The sequence below is a fragment of the Paenibacillus phyllosphaerae genome (assembly GCF_014192105.1).
Lineage (GTDB): Bacteria > Bacillota > Bacilli > Paenibacillales > Paenibacillaceae > Paenibacillus_Z > Paenibacillus_Z phyllosphaerae.
This window is the reverse complement of record NZ_JACHXK010000005.1, coordinates 97,624-110,372: the sequence shown is the minus strand read 5'-3', so window position 1 is coordinate 110,372 and position 12,749 is coordinate 97,624. Positions and strand designations below refer to the sequence as shown.

14 protein-coding genes are annotated in these 12,749 nt (G+C 51.1%); all 14 read left to right on the top strand.

Annotated elements, in window-relative coordinates; translation table 11 throughout:
• The first annotated feature begins 78 nt into the window (after positions 1–78).
• The 14 genes from upp (at position 79) to FHS18_RS12915 (ending at position 12,731) form a co-directional block, all read left to right on the top strand.
• Entirely contained in the window at positions 79–708 is a 630-nt protein-coding gene (gene upp, locus FHS18_RS12980) for a uracil phosphoribosyltransferase (protein WP_183600495.1), read from the top strand.
• 39 nt (positions 709–747) lie between these two features.
• A complete protein-coding gene (gene wecB, locus FHS18_RS12975; protein ID WP_281378735.1) occupies positions 748–1,896 on the top strand; it encodes a non-hydrolyzing UDP-N-acetylglucosamine 2-epimerase in 1,149 nt (382 codons plus the stop codon).
• A 177-nt stretch (positions 1,897–2,073) separates the two neighbouring features.
• Entirely contained in the window at positions 2,074–2,295 is a 222-nt protein-coding gene (locus FHS18_RS12970; RefSeq protein ID WP_183600494.1) for an AtpZ/AtpI family protein, read from the top strand.
• Entirely contained in the window at positions 2,288–2,656 is a 369-nt protein-coding gene (locus FHS18_RS12965) for an ATP synthase subunit I (RefSeq protein WP_183600493.1), read from the top strand. The genes FHS18_RS12970 and FHS18_RS12965 overlap by 8 nt, the downstream gene beginning before the upstream one ends.
• A 22-nt stretch (positions 2,657–2,678) precedes the next feature.
• A complete protein-coding gene (atpB, locus tag FHS18_RS12960) occupies positions 2,679–3,449 on the top strand; it encodes a F0F1 ATP synthase subunit A (RefSeq protein ID WP_183600492.1) in 771 nt (256 codons plus the stop codon).
• 104 nt (positions 3,450–3,553) lie between these two features.
• Entirely contained in the window at positions 3,554–3,766 is a 213-nt protein-coding gene (atpE, locus tag FHS18_RS12955; RefSeq protein ID WP_183600491.1) for a F0F1 ATP synthase subunit C, read from the top strand.
• A 98-nt stretch (positions 3,767–3,864) separates the two neighbouring features.
• Positions 3,865–4,347: a F0F1 ATP synthase subunit B gene (atpF, locus tag FHS18_RS12950; RefSeq protein WP_183600490.1), complete on the top strand. Its 483-nt coding sequence runs from the start codon at positions 3,865–3,867 to the stop codon at positions 4,345–4,347.
• Complete coding sequence (locus FHS18_RS12945; protein WP_183600489.1) at positions 4,344–4,892, top strand: F0F1 ATP synthase subunit delta; 549 nt, start codon at positions 4,344–4,346, stop codon at positions 4,890–4,892. The genes atpF and FHS18_RS12945 overlap by 4 nt, the downstream gene beginning before the upstream one ends.
• Positions 4,893–4,908: 16 nt before the next feature.
• A complete protein-coding gene (gene atpA, locus FHS18_RS12940) occupies positions 4,909–6,426 on the top strand; it encodes a F0F1 ATP synthase subunit alpha (RefSeq protein ID WP_183600488.1) in 1,518 nt (505 codons plus the stop codon).
• Between the two features lie 132 nt (positions 6,427–6,558).
• Positions 6,559–7,419 (top strand): ATP synthase F1 subunit gamma, encoded by an 861-nt coding sequence (atpG, locus tag FHS18_RS12935; RefSeq protein WP_281378733.1) that lies wholly within the window; start codon positions 6,559–6,561, stop codon positions 7,417–7,419.
• Between the two features lie 48 nt (positions 7,420–7,467).
• Positions 7,468–8,886: a F0F1 ATP synthase subunit beta gene (gene atpD, locus FHS18_RS12930; protein WP_183600487.1), complete on the top strand. Its 1,419-nt coding sequence runs from the start codon at positions 7,468–7,470 to the stop codon at positions 8,884–8,886.
• A 24-nt stretch (positions 8,887–8,910) separates the two neighbouring features.
• Complete coding sequence (locus FHS18_RS12925) at positions 8,911–9,312, top strand: F0F1 ATP synthase subunit epsilon (RefSeq protein WP_183600486.1); 402 nt, start codon at positions 8,911–8,913, stop codon at positions 9,310–9,312.
• A 326-nt stretch (positions 9,313–9,638) separates the two neighbouring features.
• Positions 9,639–10,424: a tyrosine-protein phosphatase gene (locus FHS18_RS12920; RefSeq protein WP_183600485.1), complete on the top strand. Its 786-nt coding sequence runs from the start codon at positions 9,639–9,641 to the stop codon at positions 10,422–10,424.
• A gap of 87 nt (positions 10,425–10,511) precedes the next feature.
• Positions 10,512–12,731, top strand: coding sequence for an S-layer homology domain-containing protein (locus tag FHS18_RS12915; RefSeq protein ID WP_183600484.1), 2,220 nt, complete (start codon positions 10,512–10,514; stop codon positions 12,729–12,731).
• The last annotated feature ends 18 nt before the right edge of the window (positions 12,732–12,749 follow it).

The window sequence follows — 12,749 nt, the reverse complement described above, 5'->3', positions numbered from 1 at the left end:
TAATATACAAGATTGCCAAGCGGCAACGATTAGGGGTGGACAACCCCCGCGAAGAAGCATCATCAGGAGGACGATATTTTGAGCAAGTTAACCATTTGCGATCACCCGCTTATTCAGCACAAGCTGACTTACATTCGAGACAAGAATACCAACACCAAAGACTTCCGTGAGCTTGTGGATGAGGTCGCAACGATGATGGCGTACGAGATTACACGCGATCTCCCGCTCGAGACGATTCCGGTGGAGACGCCTGTTACGCAGGCTCAAGGCAAAGTCATCTCCGGCCGCATGCTGGGCCTCGTGCCTATTCTGCGCGCAGGGCTTGGCATGGTCGACGGCATGCTGCAGCTGATTCCCTCGGCTAAAGTCGGCCATATCGGCTTGTTCCGCGATCCGGATTCCTTGCAGCCGGTCGAATATTACGTGAACCTGCCTTCCGATGCCACCGAGCGATTGCTCATCGTTATTGACCCGATGCTGGCGACAGGCGGTTCGGCGAATGCGGCGCTCGACATTCTGAAGAAGCGCGGCTGCCTCAACTTGAAGCTGATGTGCCTGATCGCGGCGCCGGAAGGCGTCGAAGCGGTGCAGAAGGCGCATCCCGACGTTGATATTTATATCGCTTCGCTGGACGAATGCCTGAATGACCATGGCTATATCGTGCCAGGGCTCGGCGACGCCGGCGACCGGATGTACGGGACCAAATAAAGCGCCATAAGTGTATGAATGAAATGGGAGTGACAGAGATTGGCTAAACTGAAGGTAATGACCATCTTCGGCACCCGCCCGGAGGCCGTGAAGATGGCTCCGCTCGTGCTCGAGCTGCAGAAGTATGAGGACGAGATTCAATCGATCGTCTGCGTTACGGCCCAGCATCGTCAGATGCTCGACCAGGTGCTCGATTTCTTCGAGATCGTGCCGAACTATGACCTGAACGTCATGAAGGAACGCCAGACGTTGATGGAGACGACGACGCGCGTGTTGGAAGGGCTGGATCCCGTTCTTCGCGAGGCGAAGCCGGATATCGTGCTCGTCCATGGGGATACGCAGACGACGTTCCTTGCGAGCTATTCCGCGTTCCTGCAGCAAATCCAGATTGGCCATGTCGAGGCGGGACTTCGCACGTGGAACAAAATGTCCCCGTATCCGGAAGAGATGAACCGCCAGCTGGCCGGCGTGCTTTCGGACATCCATTTTGCGCCGACCGATTGGTCTGCCGACAATCTTCGCAAGGAGAACAAGTCGGAAGCGACCATCTACGTGACGGGCAATACGGCTGCCGACGTGTTCCAGTACACGGTTGACCCGTCCTTCTCGCATCCGGTGATCGAGTGGGCCAAGGGCAAGCGTCTCATTCTGATGACCGCGCACCGACGCGAATCGCTTGGCGAACCGCATCGGAATATTTTCCGCGCCGTGAAGCGCATCGCCGACGAGTTCGAGGATGTGGCGTTCGTCTATGCCGTCCACCCGAATCCGGCGGTACGCGAGCCGGCCAATGAGATCTTGGGCGATCATCCGCGCATTAAGCTGATCGATCCGCTTGACGTGTTCGAGTTCCATAATTTCTACCCGCACACGTACATGATTATGACCGATTCCGGCGGCATGCAGGAAGAGGCTCCGTCGTTCGGCGTACCTACGCTGGTACTGCGGGATACGACCGAGCGTCCGGAAGGCATCGAGGCAGGCACGCTGGAGCTTGTAGGCACCGACGAAGAGACGGTATACAGCCGCGCGAAGGCGCTTCTGACCGAGTCCGCGCTCTATGAGAAAATGAGCAAATCGGCCAATCCGTACGGCGATGGAGAGGCTTCCGTGCGCATCGTACAGGCGATTCTGCATCATTTTGGCAGAAGAGAACGAAGGCCGGAACCGTTCACAAAACGTTCATAGTTGACGCGTTAAAGCGGGCAAGTCCTTGAAGTTCACAGCATACAGTTATGCTGTATGGTTTTGGTGGGGCGAAAACCCAGTGAAATCAAGGGTTTTCACCAAATGTTTCATTTTATCTGAATTGACAAACCTTCTCAAGCTTCGATAAAATGTTAGAGGATTGACAGGGGACAAACCATGAAACCAAAGAGCAGTGGGGATAACCCGTGGCGAGCACTCGCCTTGGTCGGTGCAATGGGCTTTCAGGTCGCAATCTGTACTCTGCTGGGTTACTTGATTGCCAATTGGGTCTTCGGAACAACGGCATGGTTGATCGTCGGGATTTTCGTCGGTCTTGCAGCCGGAATACTAGCCTCAGTTTGGCTCATCAAGAAAGTGCTGGTGGATTCAGATGGATGAAATGTTCAGGAAAGCAACGCGGATGGCGATTTATGTCATCGCAGTATCGCTCATGGCGTGGGCTTTCGCGCCGACGTGGCGTACCGTTGCGGCAGGCATTGTTTTGGGTGTGTCGGCAAGTTTGATGAATGCGCTGTTATTGCGCAGGAGAGTGGATTGGCTCGGGAAGATTACGGTGGAGCAAGGACCGCGCAAGCTGGGCCTTGGCATGGCCGGCAGGCTGGCTACCGTGCTGCTTGCTGTCTTGATCGCACATCGCTACCCCGACGATATTCACTTGCCAACGACGCTGTTCGCATGCTTCTTCATGCCCTTTGCAAGTTTGATATTCGCTTTGATTCAAAGCAAACGACAACTCTAGCGGAAAGGGGTGAAAACACGGTATGCATTTATTTCCGGTTATAACGATCGGAGGATTGAACATTGACCTGTCGTCGTTCATCGCGATTACAGTGTCTGCGATCATCACTTTTGTGCTCGCGCGGCTTGCAGTTCGCAACTTGTCGGTCGATAAACCGGGCCGATTGCAGAACTTCATGGAATGGGTTGCTGAATTCGTTCACAACACAATCGCAAGCGCGATGCCGCTCAACAAGGTCAAGCCATTCATGTCGCTCGGCATGACGCTGATCATGTTCATTTTCATCTCTAACTTGCTCGGTCTTCCGTTCGGTATTGTGACTGAGACCCATCACGTTAACGAGACTTTCGGCATTACGCAGGAAGTATTGGATGAGCACGAAGGACACGCGGAGATTGCGTGGTGGAAGTCGCCTACAGCGGATATTTCCGTTACGGCTGGTCTTGCACTTATCGTCTTCTTCCTCATTAACTTCCTCGGTCTGAAGATGAATACGAAAGGTTACTTGAAGTCGTACTTCGAGCCTTATTGGTTCTTCTTCCCGCTTAAGCTTATTGAGGAGATCGCGAAACCGCTTACGCTTGCGCTCCGGCTTTATGCCAACATCTTCGCAGGCGAGGTTCTGATCGCTACGATTCTGATGCTGGGCGTGATCGGTACGCCGTTCATGATCTTATGGCAAGGCTTCAGTTTGTTCGTCGGCGCGATCCAAGCGTTCTTGTTCACAATCCTTACGATGGTGTACATCTCGCACGCGATCGTATCGCATCACGACGAAGAGCACGAGCATTAAAAGCAGCTATGGCTCCGTTAGCGTTCGGCTAGCAAGCCGCAATCGAGCGGAGATAATGGTATAACCTTATTCAAATTTAATTACTCTTGAGGAGGATTTTAACAATGGAAGTATTGGCAGCAGCGATTGCAGTTGGTTTGGGCGCACTTGGCGCAGGTATTGGTAACGGTCTGATCGTCAGCAAAACGGTAGAAGGTATTGCTCGTCAGCCAGAAAACGCTGGTAAACTGCAAACTACAATGTTCATCGGTGTAGGTATCGTCGAAGTTGTGCCTATCATCGGCGTTGTTATCGGCTTCTTGGCGTTCTTCAGCTAATAGAAACAAATCGACTGCAACGATGGCGGGGAAGGCCTTAGCCCTCCACGCCATCGTTTTGATTAAGAGCAATCCGCGAACGGAAAGGAGTTGCAGCTATGTCCTTCCATTGGGAGTCGACAGTCTACGCGATCGTAGCGTTTTTAATTCTGTATTGGCTGTTGAATAAATACGCTTTCGGCCCGCTTTTCAGCATTATGGAAAAACGCCGCGAGCTGGTTCTGGAACAAATGAGTGCAGCCGAAACTGCACGTAAGCAAGCTGCAGTGCAAATGGAAGAGCAGAAGCAAGCCCTTCAAGAGGCTCGCAAAGAAGCTTACGACATCATCGAGAAGGCTCGTGCGACAAGCGCGAAGCAAGCTGACGATATCGTCCAGACTGCGAAGAACGAAGCAGGCCGCCTGAAAGAAGAAGCTGTGCGTGACATCGAGAGCGAAAAAGGCAAAGCAATCGCGTCGCTTCGCGGCGAAGTTGCCGGCATGTCCGTCGCTATCGCTTCGAAGATCATCGAGAAGCAAATCGACGAGAAATCGCAAGAGCAGCTTATTAATCAATACCTGAAAGAGGTTGGAAGCAAATGAGCCGGGCGAATGTCGTAGCTAAGCGTTATGCCCAGGCGCTATACGAGGTAGCGGCGCAACAGAACATCGTCGCAGAAGTTCTGGACCAGCTGAAACTCGTTGTGGACACCTTGAAATCGGATGCCGAGATCGAGAAATTCCTCTCGTTCCCAAGCATCGAGACGAACGTGAAGATCGAGCTCGTCCGTAAGGCCTTCGCCGACCGGATCTCGGCTACGCTCCTGAACACACTAGAGATGGTTATCGTCAAAGGTCGCCAGAATCTGTTGAGCAATATTTATTCCAGCTATGTCAAAATTGCGGGAGAATCGCTCGGCCAAGCGCAAGCGACGGTCTATACGGCGAAGCTCCTGAACGAAGAAGAGCTGAAGAACGTGGAAGCGACATTCGGCGCGCTTGCGGGCAAACGCATCGTGGCGGATCAAATCGTGGAACCTTCTTTACTCGGCGGTGTGCAGGTGCGCATCGGCGACCGTCTGTACGACGGCAGTCTCTCCAGCAAGCTGGCACGTCTTGAAAAATCGTTGAAAAGTCAAGCACTGTAGATAGGGGTGAGCGGAATTGAGTATCAGACCTGATGAAATCAGCACGCTGATTAAACAACAGATCGAACAATATAAATCCGAGATTCAAGTCGTCGATGTCGGTACGGTCATCCAAGTCGGTGACGGTATCGCTCGTGTACATGGCCTCGAGAACGCAATGGCAGGCGAGTTGCTCGAATTCTCCAACGGCGTTGTAGGCATGGCCCTCAACCTGGAAGAAAGCAACGTCGGTGTCGTTATCATGGGTCCTTACACAGGCATCCGCGAAGGCGACCAAGTAAAACGCACTGGCCGCATCATGGAAGTACCGGTTGGCGAAGCGCTCCTCGGCCGCGTCGTGAACGCACTGGGTGAGCCGGTTGACGGCAACGGCCCGATCAACACGACTTCCTTCCGTCCAATCGAATCGCCGGCACCAGGCGTTATGGCTCGTAAATCGGTATTTGAGCCAATGCAAACCGGCATTAAAGCGATCGACGCGATGATTCCAATCGGCCGCGGCCAACGGGAACTTATCATCGGCGACCGCCAAACAGGTAAGACGCAAATCGCGATCGACACGATCGTGAACCAAAAAGGCAACGGCGTTATTTGTATCTACGTTGCTATCGGTCAAAAGCAATCCACCGTTCGTACGGTTGTTGAGTCCCTTCGTAAACAAGGCGCTCTCGATTACACGATCGTCGTAACAGCAAGTGCTTCCGAGCCTTCGCCGCTCCTGTACATCGCGCCTTACACAGGCTGCTCCATGGGCGAGTACTTCATGTACAACGGCAAGCACGTTCTGGTTATCTATGATGACCTTTCCAAACAAGCGGCAGCATACCGTGAGCTTTCCTTGCTGCTCCGCCGTCCTCCAGGTCGCGAAGCTTACCCTGGTGACGTATTCTACCTGCACTCCCGTCTGCTGGAGCGCGCAGCGAAGCTGAACGACGAGCTTGGCGGCGGTTCCCTGACAGCTCTGCCATTCATCGAGACGCAAGCGGGCGATATCTCCGCTTACATCCCGACGAACGTAATCTCGATTACGGACGGCCAGATCTTCCTTGAGTCCGACCTGTTCTACTCCGGTCAACGTCCAGCGGTTAACGTTGGTAACTCCGTATCCCGCGTAGGTAGCTCGGCTCAAATCAAAGCGATGAAGAAAGTTGCGGGCACGCTGAAGTTGGACCTTGCGCAATACCGCGAACTTGCGGCATTCGCCCAATTCGGCTCCGATCTCGATAAAGTAACGCAATCCCGTCTGAACCGCGGTGAGCGTACGCTTGAAATTCTGAAGCAAGGCGTTAACCAACCGCTTGCTGTAGAACGCCAAGTCGTATCCCTCTACACGGTAACAAGAGGACATGTCGACGATATTCCGGTACAAGACGTACGCCGCTTCGAGCAAGAGTTCCTTGCTTATGTGGATGCGAACAAACCAGAAATCTTCGCATCGATCCGCGATACGAAAGACTTGACTTCCGATAACGAGAAAGTGCTTGTTGATGCGATCAGCACCTTCAAAAGAGGCTTCTCCGTTTCGGCTCAATAATACCAGGGAATGAAACGCGGCTGGCCGTCGCTGACGATGACAGCTCGTTTCACCTTGATTAAGGCGTCTAATGTGCCGGGGCAAGCCCTTCTCGCCAGAGGGGAATCCCCGGTAATAAGGTGGTGACAACGATTGGCTAAAGGAATGCGCGAAATTAAACGCCAGATTAAGAGTAAGCAGAACACGAAGCAGATTACGAAGGCGATGGAGATGGTCGCAGCCTCCAAGCTGAGACGCGCGCAAGAAGCTGCGGTTGCGGCTAGGCCGTACACCGACAAGATTCTTGAAGTGGTCTCCGGCATTGCGTCGAGCGGCGGTTCCGTGAAGCATCCGATGCTTCAGACCCGCGAAGTGAAACGCACCGCTTACCTCGTCATCACTTCGGATCGCGGTCTCGCTGGCGGTTACAATGTCAACGTGCTTCGTAAAGTGACGACTGCTCTGCGCGAGAACCACAAGTCGGCCAGCGAGTACGCAATCTATGTAGTTGGACGCAAAGGCCGTGACTTCTTGAGTCGCCGCGGCATCGCCATTGCAGAAGAAGTAACCGGTCTATCCGATTCGCCGAAGTTCTCCGATATCAAGCAGGTTGCCGCTTCCGCGGTACGCGGCTTTGAAGAAGGAGCCTTCGACGAACTCTATATCGTTTATAACCAGTTCCATAATGCCATTACGCAAACTCCAGTGCTCAAGAAGCTTCTGCCGCTGGGCGAGATCAAATCGACGGGCGAGAAAGCGGACTACGAGTACGAGCCTTCACCGGAAGAAGTGCTGAACGTGCTGCTTCCAAAATACGCGGAGACGGTGATCTACAGCGCGATTTTGGAAGGTAAAGCAAGTGAGTTCGGAGCGCGTATGACGGCAATGGGCAACGCAACGAAGAACGCGACGAAGATGATTGCAGGACTTACGCTCACGTACAACCGTGCACGTCAGGCAGCAATTACGCAGGAAATCGCGGAGATCGTCGGCGGAGCGAACGCACAGCAATAAACTACAGTTTGGCCCTCGAAGCCAATCTAACATATAGGAGGGACATACATGAGCAACGGACGCGTTGTCCAGGTAACAGGTCCAGTCGTCGATATTGCTTTCGACAATGGCCATTTGCCGGACATCCTTAATGCGATCAGAATTGAGAAGAAAGCTCAAAGCGCTAATGAACGCGATATCCAACTGACTGTCGAAGTGGCAACCCACCTCGGCGACAACACGGTTCGCTGCGTAGCGATGTCTTCCACGGACGGTCTGGTTCGTGGTACAGAAGCAGTCGATACAGGCAAGCCAATCACAGTACCAGTAGGTCCATCAACGCTTGGCCGCGTATTCAACGTACTGGGTGAGCCGATTGACAACAACGGTGCGGTGGATATGTCGGTTGCAAATCCGATCCACCGTCAAGCTCCAGTATTCGAAGAGCTGTCGACACAGCAAGAGATTCTGGAAACAGGCATCAAGGTTATCGACCTGATGGCTCCATACTCGAAGGGCGGCAAGATCGGTCTCTTCGGCGGCGCGGGCGTAGGTAAAACGGTAACGATGCAAGAACTGATCCACAACATCGCACAAGAGCACGGCGGTATCTCCGTATTCGCCGGCGTTGGTGAGCGTACTCGTGAAGGTAACGACCTTTACCACGAGATGAGCGACTCCGGCGTTATCGCTAAGACGGCGATGGTATTCGGCCAGATGAACGAACCGCCAGGCGCGCGTCTTCGCGTAGCCCTGACAGGTCTGACAATGGCTGAATACTTCCGTGATGAAGAAGGACGCGACGTTCTTCTGTTCGTCGACAACATCTTCCGCTTCACGCAAGCAGGTTCTGAAGTATCCGCCCTCCTCGGCCGTATGCCATCTGCCGTAGGTTACCAGCCAACACTGGCAACTGAGATGGGTCAGCTGCAAGAGCGGATCACTTCGACGAAGAAAGGTTCCGTAACGTCCATCCAGGCGATCTACGTTCCTGCCGATGACTATACGGATCCGGCTCCAGCAACAGCGTTCGCTCACTTGGACGCTACGACGAACCTTGAGCGTAACATCGCTGCTATGGGTATCTTCCCAGCCGTTGACCCGCTCGCATCGTCCTCGCGTATCCTTGCTCCAGAGATTCTGGGCGATGAGCATTACCAAGTCGCGCAAGGCGTTAAGAAACTTCTTCAACGTTATAAAGAACTTCAAGACATCATTGCGATCCTCGGTATGGACGAGTTGTCCGAAGAAGATAAGCAAGTCGTACTTCGTGCGCGCCGCATTCAGTTGTTCCTGTCGCAGCCGCTGCACGTTGCCGAAGCGTTCAACGGTATCCCGGGCGTATACGTACCGGTTAAAGAAACTGTACGCAGCTTCAAAGAGATTCTCGAAGGTAAGCATGACGATCTTCCAGAACCGGCATTCCACAACGTCGGATCGATCGAAGAAGCAGTGGAAAAGGCGAAGAAGCTCGCTCAAGGGCTGTAATACGCCGCTGATGGAGGTATCCGCATGAGCACCTTTACATTAGAAGTCGTTACGCCTGAGCGTAAGGTATACGCTGAGGTTGTCAATATGGTGATCGTGAAAGGCACAGAGGGCGAGATGGGCATCCTGCCTAACCACGTTCCTCTCGTATCGCCGCTCAAGATCGCTCCAATTATCATTAAGAAAGACCGTTCGGAGGAAGTTCTCGCCGTTGGCGGCGGGTTCGTCGAGATCCGGAAGGATAAAGTGGTTATTCTAGCCGAGAGCGCTGAACGTGCGGCAGACATCGATGCTGCACGCGCACAAGAAGCGAAGAAACGCGCTGAGAAGCGTCTCTCCGGCAAGAGCGACGAGTACGATTTCCGCCGCGCTGAGCTTGCGCTCCAGCGTGCGATGAATCGTCTCAACGTGAAGCAAGGCCGCTAAGCTTTCATCAATAGCACTGTCGCCATGTTATGTGCGCACATAACTTGGTGGCGGTGCTTTTTTTGTTTTGTGTATTTGTTTTTTTGTACACATGTGGATAGAGGGGAGATGCGCTAGTTATCCGCAGGTAATGTGGATATTGTGGGTATAGTGTGGATAAAGTTGTGGATAAGTTAGTGAAGATGCAGTGTCTGTTAATCTCCCGAAGCAAATAAGCAAAATTTATAAAGGGAGGTAATATGTTTAGATCAAGTCTAGATCTAAACAGGACTACCGAAAGCATCGCTGTGATATAATCATGAAAAAATAAAGTTTCCGGAGGTATCATGATAGATATTCATACGCATATTTTACCGGGAATCGATGATGGAGCTGTAAATTGGGAGATGGCCATGAAGATGGCTGAAACTGCGGTGGGGGAAGGCATAACAGACGTCATCGCGACACCACATCATGCGAATGGTAAATATGATAACTATCCAAACGATATTCGAGCACTTATTATGGAGATGCAACAGCGACTGAAGGGAAATGCAATACCGCTTAACATTCATCCGGGTCAAGAAATCCGGTTTCATGAAGGTTTCCTAGATTCATGGACAGAGCAAGAACTGCTTACGTTAGGGCAATCCAACTATGTTCTGATCGAAATGCCTACATCTAATATTCCGAGCCGACTAATTGAACTTATACACGAGTTAAGAATAATGGGCATACAGCCTATTATTGCGCATCCAGAGCGGAATGCAGAAGTCATTAAGCATCCAGATCGCTATCGTGAGCTCATTCATGCGGGAGCATATGGTCAGGTTACCTCTCACTCATTGCTTGGTGAATTTGGAAATAAGATTGAAAAGATATCTTGGGAACTGTGTTCAGAGGGACTTATACATTTCGTGTCTTCAGATGCTCATAATTTGAATGCAAGAGGCTTTCGCTTAAAAGATGCCTATGAAAAAGTTACTATGAAATTAGGTAGCGAAGTTACCGATATATATAGATATAATGCAAAGGCTATACTTGGTGGAGAGGAGGTTAAACTGGTCTCAAATACCTATAACAAGGAACCTATTATCAGGAAGTTTTTCCTAAAGTTAATTGGTAAACATTGACCTTATTCGACGAAAAGTGATAAAATCACTAGAGATTTTAAGCAATTGTTAAGCGTATGTCGATATTACAACCGAGGTGACTATTTAATGACGTTTAAGAAGAAGATTCTCGTCTCTACAATGGCTGTTAGTGTAACAGCTTCCGCTTTTGCAGGAATTCCTTTTAGTGAAAAAGGACTAGCAGAAAAGCTAGGTCTTGCTACAGTTGCATCAGCTGCAACTGTAAGTTTCTCGGATGACACGACACTGAAGTATTTGACAGAACTGCATGATAAGTTGGCAGAAACATCTGGTGCTCTCGATAAAGTAGGCGCAGCTCGCGATTTGATCCGTACTGAGATCAACAAGCAAATCGATGCAGGTAATGCGGATCTTGTTCAACCGCTTATCGACAAAGTAAATGCTAAGCTCTCCGATGACATCACAACAGAAGAAGCTAAGACGCTCCTTCAAATTATTCGCGATACAGTTTCTCTGAACTATGATCCGAACGCAGCTAGTCTGGAAGAACTTCGCACGGATGAAACGGTAAGAGCGCTTATCCAACGTCTCGCTGAGGCGGCTAGCGTCTCTACGGTTACAATGACGGACTTCACGACATTCCTTTATGGCAATGGAAGTCTGAAAGGTATCAAAGGCGAATTTGAGTCGCGCATCGAAGGCAAGAGCCTGACTGCGCTGCTTACAATCGCTTCTGATTCGACACAACGTAATGCACTCATTGAGGATTCCTTGAAAGCGGTTCTTGATAACTCTTCTTATAAGTTCAGTAATGTTGCAAGCTATTACGCTATTGATAAAGCTACACTGGCTTCTGTATACAACTCCGTTCTGGATGCCGTTGTTAGCGGCGCGACTCCATCGGAGATCACGACGAAGAAGAACGTTATCAAGCAAGCGGCATTGCTTGTTGCGGGTGCTTACTACGAGCTTTACCTTGCTGAAGACGACGATGATGACAACAATTCGGGCGGTGGAAGCAGCAGCGTCGTTGTGACTACGCCTTCGACTGCGGATACAGCAGTTAAAGGACTAGAGGCGTTAAAGGATGCCATAGCTAAAGCGACAGGCGCAGAAAAGGACAAGCTTATTGCTGAGGCTGTACAACAAGCGGCAAAAGCGATCGCTACGTTGTCGAGCCTGGATCTCTCGAAGAACGTAACTGTAGCAAACGGGAAAGCTTCGCTTACCGTTACAAAGGCTCAAGTAGAAAAAGCACTGGCTGACATCGAAGCGGTTAAAAAAGCACTTGAGTCTGCTGCTGCTGGTTCGTCGTCCAAGCTTCCGAAGCTTATCATCAAAATTAATGCAGGTACTATTGCGGTAAACGAGACTAATGTGGCTCTCGAGAAAGATTTGGTTGATCTGGCTGCAAGTAACGGCGTATCCGGTTTTGACCTTCAGATCTCGAGCCTGAGCGTAACCGTTCCGGTCGGCGGATCGTTCACTGGTGCTATCGGCTTTGGCGTGAAGAATGAAACGCCTGCAGCTGGCACAACAGGAACACTTACATCTGTTTCCGACGTTTACGATTTCTCCCTAACAGTTGACGGTAAAGCTGTCTCGGAATTTGATCAGCCGATCGTCGTTAAGATTCCACTCAAAAACGCGAGCGGTGTAGATAAAGAATTGCTTTCCGTTGCAAAAATCGTTGATGGCAAGCTGCTGTTCCAAGGCGGAGTTGTGGAAGGCGATACAATCACTGAACCACGCAGCTCCTTCTCCTCGTATGTGGTTGTGGAGAACAAGGTAAACTTCAATGACGTAGCATCTGTTCAGGCATGGGCAGGTCGTCAAATTCAAGTTATGGCTGCAAAAGGTGCAATCGAAGGTCGCGGTCAAGGTAACTTTGATCCTAAAGCAACCGTAACGCGTGCTGAGTTCGCTGCTATGCTCGTTCGCGGTTTGAATCTGGATAGCAACAGCACAAAAGAAAACTTTGCGGACGTACAAGGTACAGAATGGTTCGTACCGTTCGTAGCTGCTGCAGTAGAGAAAGGCATCATTAACGGTCGCAGTGCCGATCTGTTTGCGCCTAATGCAACGATTACTCGTGCAGAGATGGCTACTATGGTATCGCGCGCACTGAAGTTCTCGAAAGACGCTCAATTGACAGAGGACGTTAATACAGCTCTGCAATCTTTCTCTGACGCTGATACGATCCAGTCTTCCCTCAAAGAAGGCGTAGCATTCGCGGCAGAAAAAGGTTTGGTTGTTGGAAACAACGGTAAATTCTCGCCAAGCGCAACCGCAACTCGTGCGGAAGCAGCAGTTATTATCTATCGTGCGTTTAACTTCGCTGAATAATAGCAGTATTGTTTATTG